Source organism: Streptococcus sp. OH4692_COT-348 (assembly GCF_003859975.1).
GTDB lineage: Bacteria > Bacillota > Bacilli > Lactobacillales > Streptococcaceae > Streptococcus.
In genome coordinates this window covers 35,176-57,600 of sequence record NZ_RQZB01000002.1, presented here as the reverse complement: position 1 = coordinate 57,600, position 22,425 = coordinate 35,176, and the positions used below count along the sequence as shown (strand labels likewise).

Annotated in this window: 19 protein-coding genes and 1 other annotated feature; of the genes, 2 read left to right on the top strand and 17 right to left on the bottom strand. The window is 40.2% G+C overall.

Going from position 1 to position 22,425, the window contains the following annotated elements:
• Positions 1-63: 63 nt before the first annotated feature.
• The gene (gene gdhA / locus EII37_RS01130) at positions 64-1,410 is read left to right on the top strand and encodes an NADP-specific glutamate dehydrogenase (protein WP_124787313.1); all 1,347 of its coding nucleotides are present in this window, start codon (positions 64-66) and stop codon (positions 1,408-1,410) included.
• 174 nt (positions 1,411-1,584) lie between these two features.
• Here the strand turns inward: gdhA and rplL are convergent, their stop codons facing one another.
• The 9 genes from rplL to mecA all read right to left on the bottom strand — a co-directional run bounded on the left by rplL (position 1,585) and on the right by mecA (position 11,763).
• Entirely contained in the window at positions 1,585-1,953 is a 369-nt protein-coding gene (gene rplL / locus EII37_RS01125) for a 50S ribosomal protein L7/L12 (protein WP_070527119.1), read from the bottom strand.
• Between the two features lie 72 nt (positions 1,954-2,025).
• Complete coding sequence (rplJ, locus tag EII37_RS01120) at positions 2,026-2,526, bottom strand: 50S ribosomal protein L10 (protein WP_001287277.1); 501 nt, start codon at positions 2,524-2,526, stop codon at positions 2,026-2,028.
• Between the two features lie 38 nt (positions 2,527-2,564).
• Positions 2,565-2,700: a sequence feature (ribosomal protein L10 leader region), on the bottom strand.
• A gap of 75 nt (positions 2,701-2,775) precedes the next feature.
• The gene (locus EII37_RS01110; protein WP_124787312.1) at positions 2,776-4,035 is read right to left on the bottom strand and encodes a TRZ/ATZ family protein; all 1,260 of its coding nucleotides are present in this window, start codon (positions 4,033-4,035) and stop codon (positions 2,776-2,778) included.
• Positions 4,036-4,148: 113 nt separating this feature from the next.
• Positions 4,149-5,897 carry an ABC transporter ATP-binding protein gene (locus EII37_RS01105; protein ID WP_124787311.1) on the bottom strand — a complete coding sequence of 583 codons (1,749 nt, stop codon included), beginning with the start codon at positions 5,895-5,897 and terminating at the stop codon, positions 4,149-4,151.
• Position 5,898: 1 nt separating this feature from the next.
• On the bottom strand, positions 5,899-7,623 hold the full coding sequence (locus EII37_RS01100; protein WP_124787310.1) for an ABC transporter ATP-binding protein: 1,725 nt from the start codon (positions 7,621-7,623) through the stop codon (positions 5,899-5,901).
• A gap of 60 nt (positions 7,624-7,683) precedes the next feature.
• Positions 7,684-8,622, bottom strand: a complete 939-nt coding sequence (gene msrB, locus EII37_RS01095; protein WP_124787309.1) for a peptide-methionine (R)-S-oxide reductase MsrB — start codon at positions 8,620-8,622, stop codon at positions 7,684-7,686.
• Positions 8,623-8,720: 98 nt separating this feature from the next.
• A complete protein-coding gene (gene thrB, locus EII37_RS01090) occupies positions 8,721-9,590 on the bottom strand; it encodes a homoserine kinase (RefSeq protein WP_124787308.1) in 870 nt (289 codons plus the stop codon).
• Between the two features lies 1 nt (position 9,591).
• Entirely contained in the window at positions 9,592-10,878 is a 1,287-nt protein-coding gene (locus tag EII37_RS01085; RefSeq protein ID WP_124787307.1) for a homoserine dehydrogenase, read from the bottom strand.
• 147 nt (positions 10,879-11,025) lie between these two features.
• Entirely contained in the window at positions 11,026-11,763 is a 738-nt protein-coding gene (gene mecA / locus EII37_RS01080) for an adaptor protein MecA (RefSeq protein ID WP_124787306.1), read from the bottom strand.
• Positions 11,764-11,887: 124 nt separating this feature from the next.
• On the opposite strand from mecA, the gene EII37_RS01075 reads away from it, so the two are divergent.
• The gene (locus EII37_RS01075) at positions 11,888-13,366 is read left to right on the top strand and encodes an oligosaccharide flippase family protein (RefSeq protein WP_124787305.1); all 1,479 of its coding nucleotides are present in this window, start codon (positions 11,888-11,890) and stop codon (positions 13,364-13,366) included.
• Between the two features lie 95 nt (positions 13,367-13,461).
• Here the strand turns inward: EII37_RS01075 and EII37_RS01070 are convergent, their stop codons facing one another.
• The 8 genes from EII37_RS01070 to aroA form a co-directional block, all read right to left on the bottom strand.
• Complete coding sequence (locus EII37_RS01070) at positions 13,462-14,274, bottom strand: phosphorylcholine transferase LicD (protein WP_124787304.1); 813 nt, start codon at positions 14,272-14,274, stop codon at positions 13,462-13,464.
• A gap of 58 nt (positions 14,275-14,332) precedes the next feature.
• The gene (locus tag EII37_RS01065; RefSeq protein WP_124787303.1) at positions 14,333-16,492 is read right to left on the bottom strand and encodes a LicD family protein; all 2,160 of its coding nucleotides are present in this window, start codon (positions 16,490-16,492) and stop codon (positions 14,333-14,335) included.
• Between the two features lie 21 nt (positions 16,493-16,513).
• Entirely contained in the window at positions 16,514-17,482 is a 969-nt protein-coding gene (locus EII37_RS01060) for a glycosyltransferase family 2 protein (RefSeq protein ID WP_124787302.1), read from the bottom strand.
• Positions 17,479-18,315, bottom strand: a complete 837-nt coding sequence (locus EII37_RS01055) for a phosphorylcholine transferase LicD (protein ID WP_124787301.1) — start codon at positions 18,313-18,315, stop codon at positions 17,479-17,481. The genes EII37_RS01060 and EII37_RS01055 overlap by 4 nt, the downstream gene beginning before the upstream one ends.
• A 144-nt stretch (positions 18,316-18,459) precedes the next feature.
• Positions 18,460-19,770, bottom strand: a complete 1,311-nt coding sequence (locus EII37_RS01050; protein WP_124787300.1) for an LCP family protein — start codon at positions 19,768-19,770, stop codon at positions 18,460-18,462.
• The gene (gene pheA, locus EII37_RS01045; protein WP_124787299.1) at positions 19,767-20,615 is read right to left on the bottom strand and encodes a prephenate dehydratase; all 849 of its coding nucleotides are present in this window, start codon (positions 20,613-20,615) and stop codon (positions 19,767-19,769) included. Before pheA ends, EII37_RS01050 begins: the two co-directional genes overlap by 4 nt.
• Positions 20,612-21,088, bottom strand: coding sequence for a shikimate kinase (locus tag EII37_RS01040; protein WP_124787298.1), 477 nt, complete (start codon positions 21,086-21,088; stop codon positions 20,612-20,614). Before EII37_RS01040 ends, pheA begins: the two co-directional genes overlap by 4 nt.
• Positions 21,081-22,364 (bottom strand): 3-phosphoshikimate 1-carboxyvinyltransferase, encoded by a 1,284-nt coding sequence (aroA, locus tag EII37_RS01035; protein ID WP_124787297.1) that lies wholly within the window; start codon positions 22,362-22,364, stop codon positions 21,081-21,083. The genes EII37_RS01040 and aroA overlap by 8 nt, the downstream gene beginning before the upstream one ends.
• Positions 22,365-22,425: the final 61 nt, after the last annotated feature.

Below are 22,425 nucleotides of genomic sequence, written 5' to 3'. Positions count from 1 at the left end.
AGTTAAAAAAATTTCTGCTATAATGACTCATGTAATAAAATATGACAACAAAAGGAGAACGATATGACATCTGCTAAAGAATATATCCAAAGCGTGTTTGAAACTGTAAAAGCTCGTAACGGGCACGAGGCTGAATTCCTCCAAGCTGTTGAAGAATTTTTCAACACTTTGGAACCTGTATTTGAAAAACACCCTGAGTATATCGAAGAAAATATCTTGGCACGTATTACTGAGCCTGAGCGCGTGATTTCTTTCCGTGTTCCTTGGGTTGACCGTGATGGAAAAGTTCAAGTAAACCGTGGTTACCGTGTTCAATTCAACTCAGCTGTTGGGCCATACAAAGGCGGACTTCGTTTCCACCCAACTGTAAACCAAGGGATTTTGAAATTCCTCGGATTTGAACAAATCTTCAAAAATGTCTTGACTGGGCTTCCTATCGGTGGAGGTAAAGGTGGATCAGACTTCGATCCTAAAGGTAAAACAGATGCTGAAGTGATGCGCTTCTGCCAAAGCTTCATGACTGAATTGCAAAAACACATCGGACCATCACTTGACGTACCTGCTGGTGATATCGGTGTAGGTGGACGCGAAATTGGTTACCTTTACGGTCAATACAAACGTCTTAACCAATTTGATGCTGGTGTCTTGACTGGTAAACCTCTTGGGTTTGGTGGTAGCTTGATTCGTCCAGAAGCAACTGGTTACGGTTTGGTTTACTATACTGAAGAAATGCTTAAAGCTAACGGTAACAGCTTTGCTGGTAAGAAAGTCGTTATTTCAGGTTCTGGTAACGTAGCTCAGTACGCTCTTCAAAAAGCAACTGAACTCGGTGCAACTGTTATTTCTGTTTCTGACTCAAATGGTTATATCATCGATGAAAATGGTATCGACTTTGATCTTTTAGTAGATGTTAAAGAAAAACGTCGTGCTCGTTTGACTGAGTATGCAGCTGAGAAAGCAACTGCGACATATCACGAAGGTTCTGTATGGACTTACGCTGAAAACTATGACATCGCTCTTCCATGTGCAACTCAAAACGAAATCAACGGTGAAGCAGCTAAACGTTTGGTTGCTCAAGGCGTGATCTGTGTATCTGAAGGTGCCAACATGCCAAGCGACCTTGATGCCATCAAAGTCTACAAAGAAAATGGTATCTTCTACGGACCTGCCAAAGCTGCTAACGCTGGTGGTGTAGCCGTTTCAGCCCTTGAAATGAGCCAAAACAGTCTTCGCCTTTCATGGACTCGTGAAGAAGTTGATGGACGTCTCAAAGACATCATGACAAACATCTTCAACACAGCCAAAACAACTTCAGAAACATATGGTCTTGATAAAGACTACCTTGCAGGAGCTAACATTGCTGCCTTTGAAAATGTAGCAAACGCTATGATTGCACAAGGTATTGTTTAAGATTTATTTGCTTAATCCTCAATCGCTTCGATTGGGGATTTTTAGCTTGAATTAAACAGTTGGAAAATTACTTACTCGCCCCCTTTTTTGCCCCTTTTAGAACAAAAAGAAAAACCGCTACTCCTAAGAATAGCGGTTTAATCATGTTTTTAAGCTACTAATGTAGTTGCTCTATTATTTAAGAGTAACTGAAGCTCCAGCTTCTTCCAATTTAGCTTTGATTTCTTCAGCTTCTGCAGTTGCAACGCCTTCTTTAACAAGTGCTGGTGCACCGTCAACAAGTTCTTTAGCTTCTTTAAGACCAAGACCTGTGATTTCACGTACAACTTTGATAACACCAACTTTTTTGTCACCTGCAGATGTCAATTCAACGTCGAATGAATCTTTAGCAGCACCAGCGTCAGCAACACCAGCTGCAGCAACAGCTACAGGAGCAGCTGCAGTTACACCAAATTCTTCTTCGATAGCTTTTACAAGGTCGTTCAATTCAAGGATTGAAGCTTCTTTAATTTCAGCAATAATGTTTTCAATGTTCAATGCCATTGTTATTTCCTCCAAATATGTTTTAAATTTATAATAGATTTTCGTAGCTAGGCTACGCTGCGTAGCTTAAGATTAAGCTGCGTCTTCTTTGTTGTCTGCAACCGCTTTGACTGCAAGAGCAACGTTGCGCACTGGCGCTTGAAGTACAGAAAGGAGCATAGAAAGAAGTCCTTCGCGGTTTGGAAGAGTTGCAAGAGCAAGAATCTCTTCTTTAGATGCGACAGCGCCTTCGATTGCACCACCTTTGATTTCAAGTGCTTCAGCGTTTTTAGAAAAGTCGTTCAAGATTTTCGCTGGTGCGATAACATCTTCGTTAGAAAATGCCACTGCAGATGGTCCAACGAATACAGATGCAAGATCTTCAAGACCAGCTTTTTCAGCTGCACGACGCAAGATTGAGTTTTTAATCACTTTATACTCAACTTCGCTTCCACGAAGCTCACGACGAAGAACTGTATCTTGCTCAACTGTCAAACCACGAGCGTCTACAACGACGATAGATGCAGCAGCTTTCATTTTTTCAGCTACTACGTCAACTAGTTCCGCTTTTTTAGCAATAATTGCTTCACTCATTAGTGTGTTCACCTCCGTTATTATTTTGCTTGGGGAATTTTTCCAAAAGAAAAACGCGCCCAAACCTAGACACGAAAGTACAATACGCTTCTTTTTACATGATACGTTTTGTCCTCGGTAGGATACTTATGAGTCGAGCTCCCCTACTGTCTTAGGCAGTTTTTTCAAACCGTATATAAGTATAGCATAGTCAAAAAAAGAATGCAAGATTTTTGCAAACTTTTTTTTAATTTTTTCGTGATTTTTATTCTAAAGTTCTACTGTCAGGACTTGACCTTGTTTCACAACCTGTTCTCCGGCGATATAAACATCATCTACATCACTAGATTTGACTGCATAAACGAGATGAGAGAGCATATTTTTCTGAGGTTGGAGATGGATTTTTCCCTGAGGGTGGATGACGAGAAAATCTGCTTGCTTTCCGACTTCTAGGCTTCCTATCTGTTCTTCCATTCCTAGGACCTTAGCCCCTTCGATTGTCAGAGCCTTGAGGGCTGTTTCGATTGGGAATTGGCTGGCATCTCCACTTTTCATCTTCTGAAGAAGGGCTGCTGTCCGACCTTCCTCAAACATGTCTAAATTATTATTAGAAGCGACCGAGTCAGTCGCAATTCCTACTGCTACTCCTGCTTTTTGCAGTTGGACGATGGGAGCGATTCCTGATGCCAGTTTGAGGTTACTGATAGGGTTGTGGGCGATAGCTACTTGAGAGGTTGCCAAACGTTCAATTTCTCGCTCGTTTAATTCGACCCCATGAGCAAAGACAGACGGATAATCTAAGTAACCCAGTTCTTCTAGAAAGGCGAGGGGGCGTTTGCCGTATCGTTTGAGGATAATTTCTGACTCCTCCTTGGTCTCCGCCACATGGATATGGAGAGGAATATTTAGCTCTTTTGCCATATCTAAGCTTTCTTCCAGCAAGTCTCTACTACAACTGTAGGGAGAATGTGGGGCTATCATAACCTTGAAATTTGGATTTTTATATCCTAAAATTTCCTCGATGATGGCTCGAGTTCTGCTTATCGTCTCGGCAGTTGTTTCTGCCTCTGAGGAAAAGAGGGTCGGTGAGAAATAACAACGCATCTTGGAAGCTTTCACTGCCTGATAAATTTGCTCCATATCCACACCATTGGGATTATACATATCGTTGAAGGTTGTTGTTCCTGACTGGAGCATCTCTGTCAGAGCTTCTTTGACCGCCTTGGTAGTCATGTCGGGAGTAAACTCAGCTTCTGCTGGCCAGATATAGTCATTGAGCCATTCATGAAGATTGCTATCATCTCGAATTCCTCTCAATCCTGTCATAGCAGAATGGGTATGGCAATTGACCAAACCAGGCATAATCCAGGCCCCCTGATAGTCTATAATCTGCTCAGCTTGCTCTAAAATCTCTGAATTCCCTTGACCGACATAGACGATTTGAGAATCCTTAACTGCTAAGATTCCATTCAGATAAACATGAAAATCTTGATCACAAGTCACAATATTTACATGCTGATAGACTTTCATTCTAGGCTCCTTTTCTAAAAGACAATTTACAGTGAACAATTTTTCTAGCTATTGTAACAAAAAAGTCACCCGAAGGCAACTTTTTTATCTATAAGATTTCAAAGTAGAAAGGCTTATTCAGAGCTAAAAGCTGCAGCTTGCTGCATTTGGTAATACTTGCCCTTTCGAGCCATGAGATCATGATGGTTACCATACTCAACGATGTCACCATCCACCAAGACTAGAATCAGATCCGCATCCTGAATGGTTGACAAGCGGTGGGCGATGATAAAGCTTGTGCGCCCCTTCATGAGTTTGGCAAAGGCATCCTGTACTAGAACTTCTGTCCGTGTATCGATGGAAGAAGTCGCCTCGTCTAAGATGAGAATCTTGGGAATAGCTAGAAAAACTCGGGCTATGGTCAAGAGCTGAGCCTGACCAACAGAAAGAGATTCTCCAGCATTTCCCAACTTGGTATCATATCCTTGAGGTAACTGTTGGATGAAAAAGTCTGCATTGGCTGCTTTGGCAGCAGCAATCACCTGCTCCCTACTGGCATCAGGATTTCCAAAGGCAATATTGTCATGAATGGTCCCTTGCTTGAGCCAGGTTTCTTGGAGCACCATGCCAAACTGCTGACGTAAAGAGGCACGACTATAGTCATAAATGGATCGTCCATCTAGCAAGATAGCTCCTGAGTTAATAGGATAAAAACGCATGAGGAGATTGATAAGTGTTGATTTTCCAGCACCTGTCGGACCAACGATTGCCACCTTGCTACCAGCTGGGATGTCAATAGATAAATCCTTAATCAAAGTCTTTTCAGGATTGTAGCCAAAAGAAACCTGTTTAAAGGAAATGGCCCCCTTAACTTGGTCACTGGTCAAGACTTCCTTGCCTGTTTCAGCCACCTCAGGACTTTCTAAGACAGTATAGACACGCTCTGCGCAAGCCAGAGCACTTTGCAACTCAGCTAGAACTGAAGAAATATCGTTAAAGGGCTTGGTATACTGCTGAACATAGTTTAAAAAGGTCACTAAACGCCCGATTGTCAAGGTTGAACCCATCATGATACGATAAGCTCCTACTCCAGCAAGAAGAGCATAAATGAGCGCATTGACAAAGCGAGTCGAAGGATTAACCGTTGAAGAATAAAAGATGGCTGACTGAGAATAGCCTGCGTAATTGTCATTAGCCTCACGCAATCTTTGGATAAACTCTTCCTGAGCATTAAAGGACTGGATAATGGTCTGCTGGCTCAAAGATTCTTCAATCAACTGAGTCTGAATTCCCCTCGTCTCTGTTTGCTTTTGGAAGAGATGATAAGATTTCTTGGCAATAAAGCGTGAAATCACCATAGACAGTGGCGTCAACAGCAAGACTAAGAGAGTCATGAGGAGATGAATTTGAAGCATAGCTAGAATACTCACCAAAATCATCAAGACGCCAATAAAAAATTGGTTAAAAATCATGGTCAAGCCAGCTGCCAACTGTTCTATGTCCGTGGTTACACGACTGACCATTTCTCCACTGCCTTGCCGATCTACAAAAGCAATCGGTAAACGATGGAGCTTATGGATGATTCGCTCTCGCAAGTCTTTGGTATAAGAGAAGATTAGGCGATTATAGAGGAGAGGATTGATCCATTGCACAAGAGTATTCCCAATCACCACCAAGAGCATTTGAATGAAAATCTGCCAAAAAACTGGTGATGAACCAGCCACCAGGACTTGGTCAATGATCTGCCCAATCAAAATAGGAAGATAAATTGATAAACTAACTTGGGCAATCGTTCCTAGAAAGGCTAGGAAAAGGAGGAAGGGATGGCTTGCTAAATCCACGGCTAAACGTTTGAATGTTTGATTTGCAGTTTGTCGTCTCATACTAGTCCTCCTTTCCATGTTGGGATGCATTGATTTCACGATAGACTTGGCTAGATTTCATCAAGTCCTCGTGCTTGCCGATAGCTAGGAGCTCCCCTTTTTCCAAGAGGAGAATCTGGTCTGCCATACGAAGTGTTGAGGTTCGTTGAGAAATCAAAATTAAGCTCGTATTTGGCAAATTTTCTCGAATAGCTTTCAAGAGCCTAGACTCGGTAATGGTGTCGAGGGCCGAAGTCGCATCATCTAAGATGAGAAACGGAGCCTGGCGCAAGGCTGCTCGTGCGATAGACAGCCTTTGTTTTTGTCCACCTGAGAAATTTCGACCTCCTGCCTCAACTAGGTCATCCAAGAGTCCTTCCTTTTCACTGACAAAATCGTTAGCTTGCGCAATCTCCAAGGCCTGCCAAAGTTCTTGGTCAGATAGTTCTTGATCTAAACCTAGAGTCAAATTGGAACGGATGCTTCCCTTAAAGAGTTCGACTTTTTGGGGCACATAGGCAATCCAAGATCGCCACTGCTCCAAATTAATAGGACTACGTCCATCTCGATAAAGGTCAATGCTTCCCTTATCAATTTGATAAATACCAAGTAAGACTTGTACCAAGCTTGACTTACCAGAACCCGTTCCCCCAATGATACCAAGGATTTGTCCTTGAGTCATATCAAAGGAAATATCTCTCAGAGAAGGCTGGGCTGCATCAGGGTAGGTAAAAGTTAAATCTTGAACTTGTAAAACCTGATTACTGGTAGTTTGCTTTTGTTCTAATTCTGAATGGATATCTTCTGGAGCTTCGGCAAAGACTTCCTCGATTCGCTTGGCTGAGATATAGGACTGGTTGAGGGAATTTATCAGCATGGCTAGCTTGACCAATTCCACCAAGATCTGTAGGAGATAGTTGATAAGAGCAATCAAGGCACCTTGACTGAGTAAACCTCCTTGAATTGAAATATAACCCTGCCAGATAATAACGAGGAGGGTTCCATTAACAATCAGATAGGTCAGAGGTGTTAATAAACTGGACCAAAAACCTGTCTTTTCTTGTAATCTAGCATAGACTTGGTTAAGGGTTTGAAAAATCTGTAATTCTCGTTTTTCTTTCCCAAAAGTACGAATAACTCGCATCCCTTGTAATTGCTGGCGCGTTTCCTGAACCAGTTGGTCCGTTTTCTTTCTCAGACTACTGTAGAGAGGATTGACCAGTCGAGAGAGCCCTACAATGACAATGGTCAAAATGACAACCATGACCAAGAACCAGAGAGTCAACTCAGCTGAGATTCGATAGGCCATAAAAATGGCACCAAAAACGATAATAGGTGCTCGCAAAAAGAGACGCAGGAATTGATTGATACCAGTCTGAATCTGGTAGGTATCCGAAGTCAAGCGAGTCACCAAGCTCGAAGTTGTCAGACGGTCTCTGCTGTTCTTGGGTAAGGAAAGAATATGACGATAGAGATCGTTTGTCAATTCCTTGGCAAATCCAACCGCAGCCTTAGCTGAGTAGAACTGGGCTATTAAGGCCACTACAACACCAATCACTGCAAAAATAAGGAGCAGACCAATCTGCATCCAGAGATGACTCTGATTTCTCTGGGGCAAGGATTGGTCAACAATCCCAGCAATCACCATGGGAACCAAGAGCTCAAAAACAGCTTCTAACAGCTTGAACAAGGGTGCTAAAATCGATTCCTTGATGTAGGGTTTGAAGTAAGATAATAGGTGTTTCATAAATCCCTTCTATGCGTATTCTGGAAATGAAGAAAGTGGGGAGATCCCACCCTCTCTGTTTTATTTGTTTAAGTAAGGCAGTAGATAGCCATATCCTTCCTCTTCCATCTCATCCTTGGATACAAAACGCAAGGATGCAGAATTAATACAGTAACGAAGTCCACCTAACTCCCGAGGCCCATCTGTAAAAACATGACCCAAGTGAGCATTCCCCGACCGAGAACGAACCTCAATTCGCTCCATTCCATGACTCAGGTCCTTGTAATAGTGAATCAACTCTTTGGAAATCGGACGGCTAAAACTTGGCCAACCACAACCTGAGGCAAACTTATCCTTGGCAAAAAAGAGTGGCTCACCTGTCGTGATGTCTACATAAATCCCTTCTTCAAAGGTTTGGTCATAGGCATTGGTAAATGGAGCCTCTGTAGCAGCTTCTTGGGTGACACGATAGGCCTCTTCAGTTAAACTTTCCTTTAACACTTCTTGGCTAGGCTTTTCATAATTTGCTGCATCAATCAATGGCTTCTCAGCATCGGCCACATCGATATGACAGTAACCTGAAGGATTTTTCTTAAGATAGTCTTGGTGGTAGTCTTCAGCCAAAATGTAGTGGCGAAGTTTCTCCACCTCTACTGCAATCTTTCGACCCAGCATGCGATCCTGCTCCTGCATAACTGTGTAGATAGCTGGCAAGTCTGCTTCATCCTGGTAATATATACCGGTCCGATACTGACGTCCACGGTCATTCCCTTGTTGATTGATGGATAATGGATCAATAACACGGAAATAATAAAGTAAAATCTCTCTGAGTGACACTGCCTTCTCATCGTAAATCACTTGAACTGTTTCTGCATGGTCTGTTTCCTTGAGCAGCTGGTAATTAGTCGTTTCGACTTGTCCATTAGCGTAGCCAACACTGGTTGCTAGCACTCCAGAAATACGTGAAAAATACTCCTCTAAGCCCCAAAAACAACCGCCTGCTAGATAAATTTCTGCCATCTTTATTTCTCCTTTATCAAGTTTTTAACTCGAATTCTTTTCAAAAAAAGGATAGGAAGCCCTCTGGTCGAGAGTTTCCCCATCCTATCTGCTATTCTTTATTTTGCTTCGACACGGACACCTTGGGTATCAACTTTTAAATCATGAAGTTTTCCTTTGAAAGGTTGCTTTTCCAATTCTGCCTTAATCGTTGGCATCTTGTCATGAGAAGCCAAGATCATAACTGTCGGCCCAGCACCAGATAGATAGGTTGCATAGGCACCATTTTCTTTGGCCACTTGCTTAATCGTCGCAAATTCTCTCACCAAGTCCTGACGATAGCGCTCGTGGAAGAGGTCTCCCTCAATTGCTTGCCCAGCGGTCACCATGTCTCCTGCCAACAAGGCTGCAACCGCCACATTGGCGATAGAACTAGCTGCAACAGCTTCTTTGTAAGACAATTTCTTAGGTAAGACACCACGGCTGTCTCGAGTACGCAATTCATAGTTAGGAATGTAGGCTAGGAAATCACACTCTGGGAAATCTGCTACGATAGCAGAGACTTGTCCTTCAACGGAGCTTGCAATAACGAGATTACCATAAATGGCTGGAGCCACATTGTCAGGATGTCCTTCAATCTTGGTCGCTAACTGCAATTTTTCATTGTCTGACAAGTTGAGCTGACCCAATTGGTTGGCTAGTTCAATCCCAGCAACAATAACCGAGCTAGAAGAACCCAAGCCACGCGCCAAGGGAACATCACTGGTCATTTTCAAACGTCTTGGGTGCAAGTCTGGTACAATTTGCAAAGCGATTTTGAGCAAGAGATTACGTTCGTCATGTGGAATCCATTTGCCAATCTGGTGTTCAATCAACCACTCATCTCGTTCTTCACAGACCTCGATTTGAAGGTACTTGGTTACAGCTACACCGACCGAGTCAAAACCTGGCCCGATATTGGCACTGGTTGCAGGTACAATAATCTTCATTTTATTCTCCTAGCACCTTGAAGGTATTCAAGAGGTCGAATTCTGAAACCTTCTTCAATTCAGCTGAGACATTTTCAAGCTGGGCTTTATTAATCTTGTGTGTGATGATCACAACACGCGCCTTGTCACCCTCTTTGCCGTCTTGGAGGATTTGCTTGAAGGAAATATCTTGGGCATTAAAGATTTCAGCCAACTTCAAGACCTGACCTTTTGAGTCTGGTGCCAAGATTGAGAAGTAGTAATTTGCTTTGACATCCTCTGGATTTGCCAAGACCAAGTCACGGCTATATTCGTTGAAGTCTTTGCCAATGGTACCATCATTCAAGCGACGAACGATACGGACAATATCTGCTACAACACTCGTTGCAGTTGGTTTTTGACCCGCACCTGGTCCGTAGTACATAGACTCACCGATACCGATAGATTCTACAAAAACAGCGTTCATTACCCCATTCACACTGGCAAGTGGGTGCGCTTTAGGTAGGAAGGTTGGTGTTACTTCTGCAGCAATACCTGAAGGAGTTTCCTCGATAGAACCAACCAATTTCACTACATATCCGAGTTCTTGAGCTACAGCTACGTCTTCTGGTGTGATGTTACGAATCCCCTTGTGGGCTACATCGTCAAAGGCAACCTTCATGCCAAAGGCAAATTGGCTCAAAATAACCATCTTGTAGGCTGCATCAATCCCATCCACGTCATTTGTCGGGTCGCTTTCTGCAAATCCTAGACGTTGCGCTTCCGCAAGAGCATCATCGTAAGACCAGCCTTCTTCCACCATCTTGGTCATCATGAAGTTGGAAGTTCCGTTAACGACTCCAAGCACGCGCGTGACTTTATCAGAAGCCAAGGAATTTGCCAAGGTACGAAGAATTGGAATCCCACCAGCTACTGCTGCTTCGTAGTAAAGTGCTACCTTGTTAGCTTGAGCGATTTCTAACAATTCTGCACCATGGACAGCCAAAAGGTCCTTATTGGCAGTAACAACGTGTTTTCCAGCTTCCAAGGCACGAGTGATAAAAGTCTTAGCAGGTTCGATACGCCCCATCAATTCCACTACGATAGTAATATCTTGGTCTGACAAAATGTCATCAACATTGGTTACAAAGTTAAAGTCATTCCCTGCTGCAAGCAAGCGATTCTTTTCATCTTCATCCTTAACCAATACTTTAGCAACTTCAATTTCTGAATGTGCTGATTGATTGATTTTTTCTCCATTTTCCTTTAGGAGGAAAGGCACACCACTTGCAACGGTACCAAATCCTAATAAAGCAATTTTAACTGTCATGTTTGTCTCCTCGAAATTTTCTAATATAGCCATTATAACAGAATTTTGTGAAAATTCCTATTATAGTAAATCACTATTTCAATCTAGAAAAGAAAAAACGAATCTGATGATTCGCTCTTTAATCTAGAAATAGCTTTCCATAAAGGATTATCCAATCTTTTGCAGATTGAGCACTGCATCGTGATTCATCAAGACTTGACCATACTCTTGTAAGACTGAACGACTGATATCACTATCGTCTGCAAACTCGCGCATACGAGCCAATAGCCAAGCTGGATATGGACTTGGATGATTTTCAATATCCACTAAAATGGTCAAATAATACCGCTCATTCATCTTGTAGAGTTCAGAAGTTTCCATCTCAAAAGTCACTGTCTTGGCAAAAGCCACCAAGTCAGCCAATTTTGTAAAAGAAAGGATGTAGTAGATATAAGGCTCTTTCTTGCCCTCAGCTTCTTGTTCAGCCTGTTCTTGCTCTTCTTCCTTGGCTTCGACTTGCTCTAGAGATTGAATCGCTTCAATATCATCTTTAGTCTTTTCTGCAATGCTCTTTTCCAAGGTTTTGATAAATTCATCAGGCGACATTTGAGCCAATTCTTCCATATCTGGTAAATCCGATAAGTCTTCAAAATCTAGATTTTGGTCAATCTTTGATTTGGTTACAAAGACATCGACCTTATCAGGTTTTGGAGTCACACGGAAGCTCAACATACCTGTATCCAAAAAACTCTCAGGCATCTCTAGCTCATCCAAGATAGCATAAAAGAACTCTTCTGTTTTTTCTTGAGGAACGAGAAAGTCAGCAATCTCCATGCCACGATCCATCAAATCCTCTAAAGACATCGTGATTTTCAAAGTTGTATCACTAATTTGTTTCATTTTCATTGCTAGTAACCTCATACTTTCAGTTCTATCTATTATACTAGATTTTTAAGATTTTATCAAAAGAATGAAGCGAGAATGTGATATAATACTAGAGACCATTTTACAATACAAGAAAGAAAGTACAATGAAAAATATAAAAGTTAATGCACTGGCTAGCTTACTAGTCAATGTTCTCAATATCGTTTTTCCTCTGATAACCAATCCTTATCTGACGCGGATTCTCAGCAAATCCAACTACGGTTATTTCAATACCGCCAATACCTGGGCTAGCTTTGTCATTCCACTAGCTGCCTTTGGGATATACAACTACGGGATTCGAGCTATCAGTAAGGTTAAGGACGATAAAGATAAGATTAATTATGTCTTCTCCAAGTTATTCTATATATCTGTAATTACTTCTGTCCTTACAACAAGTATCTATTTTTTGTTTATTTACCTAGATAATAGTATTGAAAATTTGAAAGAACTCTACTACATACTTGGTGTCCAGGCTCTCTTCCAATTCCTTTATATCGAATGGATGAACGAAGCTTATGAAAACTATGCCTTCATCCTTTACAAGACATTGATTATTCGGATTGCCATGCTGGTTGCTATCTTTACCTTTGTTAAAACTGCAGATGATATCATTCCTTATGCCATCGTCATGAGTGCGACAACTATCCTCAACTACCTGCTCAGTTTTCTTTGGATCAAGAGAGAAGTTTCCTTTGTCAAAATTGGTCTCATGGAATTAATCAAAGCATCTAAGCCACTCTTGACCATGTTGCTTCTAGCTAATGCCAATATGCTCTACACCTTGCTTGATAGAATGTTTATCACCAAAGGGCCTGATGAAAACTACATTTCTTATTATACCATTGCTTCTAGCATCGTCATGTTGATTGCAAGTGTCCTGAGTGGAGCTATCAACGTCAGTATTCCACGTCTCGGCTACTATCTCGGTAAGAAAGACTACGAATCTTATAAAAATCTTCTGAACCAAGGAGCTGCCCTCTTTTATTTCCTTATCATTCCAACCAGTATTGGAATGATGGTGTTGGGAAACTACGCGGCAGTTATCTACTCTTCTGAAAAATACCTCGAAGCAGGTATTGTGACTAGTGTTTTCGCCTTTCGTACAATCATCTGGGCCATTGAGTTGATTCTCGGTAAACAAATTATCTTCATCAACGACCACGAAAATCGTTTAACAGCCTTTTACTTTATTGGTGGCGGAGCTAATATCCTACTCAACAGTCTCTTGTATTTCAATAATATTTTTGCACCAGAGTACTACATTGCTACTACTATTATTGCAGAAACTGTAGTTGTTCTACTGGAAATTTACTTTATCAAGAAGCATCATCTGCTTGACTTAAAAGAAATCTTTACTACTTTAACACGCTATACTATTGTATCGCTCGGATTCATTCCAATCTACTTAGCGTTTAAATTCCTTTTCCAAATCAACTCTTACACAGTCAACTTCAATATGATACTCATGGTTCTCTCGACTGTTGCGACTTGCGGTATCTATTATCTCTTGACGCTATTTCTTACCAAAGATAAAACACTCCACTATGCACTCAATCTTGCACTTGCTAAGATTAAAAGAAATTAAAAAATAACCTACTTATCTAAAACAAGGAATACTCCAGTAGATAGGTAGGCTATTTATTTTATCAAATTATCAAATCAAAGTAACTTGTTCATAAATCAATCAATCCAGTAATTTTTATCAGTTCCTGGATTTTGATTTTCAATAGGCGGAAGAGTCATATAGTTTTCACCAAACTCGTAAACCAGAATCTCATGGAATTTTCTAGGAACTTTCACAAGAATATTCTCATATGGCATTTCAATTGTATCATATAACCACTCTTTCTTAATTCCACTTGGATAGTAAGAGTCATAAGTAGTACATGCAAGATCTGTAGCCTGCTCAACATCATATTGCAAAGCTAACTTCTCCAATTTTTCATTCCATTTCTGTGGAGAAGTCAGTCTGAAAATTGCAGATGCAAAATAACGTGGTAAATTCTTGATACCTCCATTATCTATTTTGACTCCTTTAAAATTCAGAGACGAAAGTCTAATAAATTGCTTATAAAGCTTCATCTGTTTTCTATCACGTTCATCTGTAACAACTCCATCGTATGGAAAAATGTCAACACAAGTACCTAGAATAACTGACTTATCTAAAAGATTAGCATCTCTTCTTGTTCTAACATCATAAACTCTCATATATGTATAAGGATATCCCTTTGTTTCTCTATATGAAATTAATCTATAGTAGGGATGTTTTTCATTTTTTAATATCTCATAGAGCTTTTCAAATTCATCACGCGCTAAGGAAATATCTGTATCATCATCCCAAGGTATAAATCCTTTATGGCGTACAGCTCCTAGTAAGGTTCCAAAATCAATAAAATACTTGATTTCATGTTCCTCACACAATTCATGCAAATAGTTTAAAATATCTAATTCAATTTGTTTAATTTCTTCAAGAGTCAAAATTTTCTCTGACATCTATTATTCACTCCTAATCTTTTTACATTGAATCAATGGTTTCTTCATTTCAATAACATCACTGAGATACCTTAATAATTTTCCACAATTGAAAATCATGATGAGAGAACCTTAGCTCAACTGGTGGTAGTTGCATGTAGTCTCCGTAGTCCGAGGTCAGAATTTCATGATAATTTTTTGGAATCATAAATTCCTTACCTTCAAATGTTCCAGTAGTAACTTGTTCCAGCCATTCGCGTCTCCACACTGGTTTGTTCATATCCTTGTAGATAAGATAATCCACTTCCTCATAATCTGACACTTTACGTGATTTAGCAAGTTCTTCAATTTGTGCAACGTATTTATTTGTATTTGTGAAATAAAAAATAATAACTGAAATATAGCGTATCAGTGAATTCAGAACACTTTTTGTATTGGTGATACCTTTAAATGTATAGCAACTCAATTGACGTTTCTTTATCAGCTTTGTCATCTTGTTCTTGAAATTTGCATCATTCTCGTAGCCATCTACAGGGAAAATATCTACATAAATCCCCATATTTGAATCAATGCGAACATCTTCTTCTAGCAAGTAGGTATGGTTATCCTGCACTTTCATGAAGGGATAGACATAGTTGAGATTATTCTTATAAGACATCACTTCGTAACGTTCATCAGGGTTAGCAATAAGATAGTCTTGCAACTTTTCATAATCTTCTCGTAACATACAGATATCCATGTCATCATCCCAAGGAATAAAACCTTTATGACGAACCGCACCGATAAGACTGCCATAAGCTAGGAAATATTTGACACCAATTTTCTGACAAGTTTCATGAATGTATTCCATGATTCCTAGTTCCATCTGTTGAATCTCTCTAATATCAGTTACTTCCTGATAACGAATACCTTCATCACGTTTGCAAACAACTAATCCATAACCAATAATCAACCAAAAGATAATATTAATAAAGTTAGTTGAGTACATAATCTGACTTTCAAATAATTGACCGAACAAGATGCCAAAGAAAAGAATCATAATCAACTTTTCAGAGTTCTTTTTAGAAACAATCAAATAAGTCAAAAAGCGCTTAATTATATATCCTAGTAGAAGTAGAAAGGATACTAAACCTAAAATTCCAGAACTAACAAATATCGTTACCAAAATGTTATGGAAGTTTCCACCAATGAGAGAATTTTGAATCTCAAATTTACTGAAATATTTTGTGTAATAATCTGGAACATTCCGTACACCATAACCAAAAATTGGTTTCTCGCTTCCCATTTTGATAGCATTTTTCCAAATATAAGTTCTACCACTAGGTGTTGTTTCTATTAGATGAAGTTCACCTGTTTTTTTTATAACTGAAGAATCCGTTTCTGCATAAGATTGTCCTTTATTTAAGTCTAATACAGTCGCTTTCCCCGAGGATATGTAAATAGAGGTTACATAACTCAATCCGATGTTAGCAGCAGAAACAAGTAAAGCAGAAACAATAAAGATTAGAAATCGCTTAGCTAACTTGCCCCCGTTAATAAAGAAACTATAAAACCCAATCATTAACACTAAAGATAATAAAGCTCCTCTACTTTGCATGGTTGCGAAGTAAACTAATTGAATCACATTATTCAGTTTAAGATAGACAGAATATTTACTTCCTTTATGAATCAAATACATAGCCAAAATAATGCTAATGTATGAAAATATCGCACTAGCATTTGGATTAACAATCCCCCACAGACGTCCATTCATAACACCATAGTAATAAGATTGTTCGCCAATCTTAAATAGGATAAGGACTCTACTTATCAATAAACCAAACGCAAAAATTGCTGAAGAAAAAGATACAATTTGAACCGTATAGGCAATCCAGTCAAATAATTTTTTAAGTTTCCCTGATTGTAACATGGTAAATAATAAAACATAGGTTACCATGAAGAGGATTTCAATCACATTTCCAATCAGATGTCCAGAGCGATTGAAAATAGCTGATAGCAGATGACTTCCAGCTAAGAGTCCAAATAAGGATAGAAATTTGCGATCTACTGTGATTTCTTTCCACTTAAACAATAAGGTATAGCAAATATAAAGCACTACAATCGCTGATAATCCCTTGTAGAGGGGATTTGCTATCTTATAAACCAGTGAACTCATACTTAAAATCGAAATAAAAACAAATAGATACGCAATCCATAGTTTTGATTTTTCAAAGTATTCATCCAATTTTGAAAAATTCATTTTCAACTCCTTCTCATGATATTAGTTTTTTAATCCAACAATTTTCTTATATAGCCATGGAGAAATGACAAGTGAAAAGATCGCTACCTTGCGAAAAGTAGTGAAATAAGCATCCTTCCATATTTCGCGTCGATGCTGAACAATCCAAGTCCTCAGCTCGGCTTTCTCCTTTTGATACTCTTCACGTGAAGTAAAGATAATTTTATCGTAAACTGTGATGTACGACCAACATTCTCTGTTTATTAATTCGTATTTTAAATTAGGAAAGACTTGTGATACTTGAGCAATAATTCTCGTATAAACTTTTATAGTGTCAAATACATGCCGATTAACAGATGTTGTCGCACTTCCCTCACGATGATCATAATAATAAATTGGTTTATCAATGAATACACTACTACATCTTGTCTTTAGTAACAATTCCGTTAAAAATAAGGCATCTTCAGCTAGGTGATAATTTGTATTAAACTTTTCATCCGTAAGCAGGTCTCTCTTAAACAGTTTTGCGACTGGAAAAAATGACGTTCTGCTAGTCATCAGTAGTTCCTTCATGGTTTCTTCTGTTGACCAGAGTTCTGTTTTTCCAGAATGTGGAGGTAGGTCTGTTACAATGCCATTTTTGATATGGTGTAGAGGAGCAATTACAAAGCCTACATTCAACCCTTCAACTGCACTTGCTAAAGTAGCTAAGTAATCTTGGGTAACAAAATCATCGCTATCAATAAAGGTAACCCAAGAACCCGTCGCTAGCTGAATTCCCATATTTCTAGCATTTGAAACACCAGCATTTTCGATATGGTAAACTTTGATATTCTCATACTGATTTGCTAAATGATCACAGATTTGTCCACTAGAATCAGTAGATCCATCATTTATTAGGATTAGTTCAAAATTGGTATAAGTCTGATGAAGAATTGACTCCACACATCGTTCCAGATAGGCTTCTACATTGTAGACTGGAACAATAACGCTTATTTTTTCTCCCATCATGCTCCGTACTCTCCCTTGTACTCTCTATAACTCTTATCCATGTCTGCTATAATCACATCATGATGTGGTAGCTGCTTATCTGCTGGTGGAGGTGTCATATAATCACCAAAAGCAGTGCTGAGATAGGCATCGTAGCCAACTGGAATGGGCATCTCTGTCTCTTCAAATGGCAAGAAAAGATTATCTTCAAAAGATGCGATTGGGTACTTATTTCTCATGTAGCCAGGCCCTGAGCATAACTCCGTGATTCCATCGCTCTCAGCCAGACTGTACTTGGTCATTTCTTTTTCAGCTTTTTTCCAAATATGATAGCGGAGAGATTTGGGAGTCACCCCCAGTAAAATACGGCTTCCCCATTTCATGACTGCACCATGCTTTTCTGGAACAGTTTGGGCACAAAACAGTGAATAAATCAGTGCCCAACGAACCTGTTTTTTCCGCTCAGCTGGATTTTTCGGATAATAATCCAAAGGCAAAACGTCCAAGGCCAAACCATGTGGTAAATTCAAATCCTGCTGGTAAGGTTTGATACAGGTGGTTTCCTTGTCACGAATGGTAATAAAAAGATTACGGTCGACAAAATCCTTGTTACTCTTTGACAAGAAATAACGTTCATCTGCATAACGAGGCCATAATTCTGCCAATTTTTCATAATCCTTACGGGGCATAAAAAAATCTAGGTCGTCGTCCCAAGGAATGAACCCCTTGTTTCGAAGGGCACCAATAGCACCTCCACCACAAAGATAACAAAGCAAATCATGTTCTTTACAAAAGGCCACAAAATATTCAGCCATTTCCAGACTACGTGCCTGAATTGCTTTCAAATCACTCATGTCTCTCCTCTTCTGTTCAATAACGAGTTATATCGTTTTATTATACCATAAAAAAGCCTTAAAAATCCATCAGGCACTAAGAAAAATCAAAGTTCAAACCACTATTTCACTAGTGATTCGAACCTTGATTTTTCCTGTATTAGTTTATCTCATCCTCATCTGAGAAAGTTTAGTTTGATATTTATTTTGGTCTACTAAAAGTGCCTGTCCTCCATAAACATCGTAATCATCTACCCAATCACCTAGTTCTGGAACTGTTAATCTCTCAATGCCATTTTGCGCTCCGTCTAGGAAGGATAAACCATTGGTCAATAAGAAGCTATAAGGAACATTAGTAGAGGTCATTCCAAAGACCTTACCTAGTGCTTCTGATCCAGTAAAGAGTTTAGTTGGATCCTTGAGTTGTTGTAGAACAGCTGTCAAAACTTGCTGTTGTCTCTTGGTACGACCATAATCACCTTCGTCATCATCACGGAAGCGAGCATAATTTAGCAAGGTTGAACCATTCATCTGCTGTTTCCCAACTTTGATAGTCTGGGTTGGAGACTCTGTTTCTGTAGCATGCAAGTCATCTCCCACCGTAGCTTCGGTTAAAGGTTGACCTTCTAAGGTTGAGAATTTGGCATCAATCGTCACCCCATCAGGGAAGAGAGTGTCAATAGCGGTTGCGAAGGCCTGAAAATCAACCAAGGCGTAGTACTTAATATCCAAGTCAAAATTATCTTTCAATACTTGGCGAACCATTTCTGCCCCTTTTTGGCCTTCTTGTTCCCCTAGTTCATAGGCTACATTTAACTTGTTATCTGTTTGTTTCTTCCCGTTGACAATCTTACTATATCCATCAATATAAACTAAGTTATCACGCATGAAGCTGACCAGCTTAATTTTCTTATCTGAGCCACCAACATTTAGTACCATAATAGAGTCCGTTCTCGTCTCAGCACTATTTTGGCCAATTCGTCCATCTGTCCCCATAATCAAAATATTAACTCCATCCTTGGTATCTTGACCATTAAAGACTTCTACTTGAGCTGCCTTAGCATTGGCAGGTCTGTTTGGATCAGCATTTGAATAGCCTTTTAGGAACATAAAAATCATTCCAAAACCTACACAGGCCAGAAGAGCAAGCAATCCTGCAAAAATGCGCCCCCAACGAATCTTGCGTTTTTTGGATGTAACCTTTGGAAGAGAATGACTTTTCTGGTATTTTTTTGCACGGCTACGATTACCATAGGATGGAAGAGGAGACTGATTGATGGGTTCCATGAAAGACTCTTCCATATCATGATTTCCATTATGAATTTCTGAAAAAGCTTCACTACTGCTAGCCATATTTAACTTACCTTTCAGGTAAGCAAACTCTTTTTTCTCTCTCTCATTGAGGTAATGAATGTTCTTAAAAAGATAGTCATAACGTAACTGCTCGTGATGGCTTAAGGGATTTTCTTTACTCATCTTTTCTCCTTTACGTGGTCTGATATTGGATAAATAGGATAAGCTCCCAGAACTTTATACTGGATTCCGATGGCTTCTAATTCTTTTTGAGCAAAGTGGACCAGGGCCTTATCAGCATAATCAACATCAATGATGAAAAAGTATTCTCCCAATGCTGTCTTGAGTGGCCGACTTTCAATTTTTGTCAGGTCAATTCCTCTCCAAGCAAAGGTCGACAGGGCCTTATAAAGTGCACCTGGAAGGTTGTCAGGTAAGGTCAAGGCCAAAGTCATTTTCTCAGTTTGTGCATGCAAGGGAATACTAGGCTTTTCAGCTCCCAAAACCCAAAAACGTGTGAAATTGGCTTCCATTTCTTGAATATCCTCGGCAATCAGTTCCAAACCATATTCTTCAGCAGAACTTCTAGGTGCAATGGCTGCATAAGGCTGGTCAGGATGTTCGGAAATAAAGCGGGCCGCATAAGCTGTACTAGCTGTTACCTCGATTTGAGCCTCTGGATATTGTTCATCGATAAATTTCTTTCCTTGAGCCAAAGCCTGAGGATGAGAAAAAATCTTTTCAATCTTAGTATGACCTGGAACCACCATCAACTGCTGATGAATAGGCTGAACAATTTCTGCCACTGCTTGGATGCGAGCCTGATGAAAAAGGTAGTCCAAGGTTTCATGAACACTACCCTCGATAGAGTTTTCAACTGGCACCACAGAATAGTCCACCAAGCCTTGTTCATAAGCCTTGATAACATCTGTAATATTGGCAAAGGCCTGCAATTCCTCATGAGGAAAAGCTGTCTGCACAACGTGGTGTGAAAATGATCCCTTGGGACCTAGATAAGCAATTTTCATCTCAGTTCCTCTATAATTTCCTCTGGGCTTAGCTTAGTCACATCCAAAACCCGACTAGCCACTTCCTCATACCAAGCCTGTCTTTCTTGGAAAATAGCAGCAAGTTCTTCCTTGCTATTCTTTAGAAAAAGCGGGCGCTGATTGTCCTGATCAGCTGCTATGCGTTGGTAGAGGGTTTCAAAATCTGCTTTCAGATAGATGTTATCAGAATTGGTCTTTAGTAAGTCACGATTTCGCTGAGAAATAACCACTCCTCCACCAGTTGACACAACTTGATCTCTTTGTAGTAAATCAGCTAGGACTTCTGACTCTACCTGTCGAAAGAACTCTTCTCCCATTTCCGAGAAAAATTCCGCAATGGACATGTCTAAGCGCTTCTCTATCAGAGCATCCATATCAAGGTAATTAGGGTCCAATCCTCTTGCAATAGTCGATTTGCCAGCCCCCATAAATCCGAGTAATACCTTAGCCATGAATCAAGCTCTCCAAATCATCAAAGAAACTAGGATAGCTGGTATTGATAGCTTCAGCACGGTCAAGATCCACCTCTCCATCTGCAACCAAGAGGGCCGCGATAGCCGTCATCATGCCTATACGATGATCTCCAAAAGTATTGACTCTAGCACCGTGAAGGGCTGATTTTCCTTTGATAATCATTCCATCTGCTGTAGGTGTGATATCCGCACCCATGCTATTTAAAGCGTCTGCCACAACCTGAATGCGGTCTGTTTCCTTGACCTTGAGTTCCTCAGCATCCTTGATAACTGTTACACCATGTGCTTGGGTAGCAAGAAGAGCAATAATGGGCAATTCATCAATCAATCGTGGAATCAAAACTCCACCAATCTCTGTTCCTTTCAAGTCAGAAGACTCAACAGTCAAAGTAGCAGATTTAGCGACTGGATCAATTTCAGTTATTTCTAGTTTTCCCCCCATGGCGCGAATGACATCGATGATACCTGTACGCGTTTCGTTAATACCCACATTCTTCAGCACTACACGAGAATTTGGAACAATCAAACCTGCGACTAGCCAAAAGGCTGCACTGGAAATATCTCCTGGAACAATTACCTTTTGTCCAGTCAGTTTTTGTGGCCCTTGGACTGTGATTTTCTTACCATCCACACTTAAATGACCACCAAATTGTGGCAACATATCTTCAGTATGATTACGAGTGCACTCTTTTTCGATAATTACAGACTCCCCCTGAGCCTGCAAGGCCGCAAAAATCAAGGCTGACTTGACTTGGGCAGAGGCAATTGGCAACTCATAATGAATAGGTTTGAGGTTTTTCGTCCCTTTTAAGTGAAGAGGAGGCAGGTCTCGCTCAGTTTGCCCTGAAATACTAACACCCATTTGTTTCAGTGGAATAGTCACGCGGTCCATAGGACGTTTGGAAAGGCTGTCATCTCCAAACATTTCTACTTCAAAGTCTGCACCAGCAAGAACACCTGAAATCAGGCGAATCGAGGTTCCAGAATTTCCCATATCAAGGGCATTTCGCGGAGCTTTTAAGCCATCCATACCTACACCTTGAATGGTAATAACCCCATCTTTATCCTCAATCTCAACACCAAGGTCACGAAAAACCTGCATGGTCGAAAGGACGTCTTCGCCACGTAATATACCATAAACCTTGGTCTCCCCCTCAGCCAAACTTCCAAAGATAATGGAACGATGACTGATAGACTTGTCACCTGGAACTCGGATACTGCCGTGTAAGTGGCTAATGTTTGTTTTTAGTTTCATACTGGACCTCATACTTGCAATACTTTTACTTATTTTATCATAAAAAGCCAGAAATTCCTTA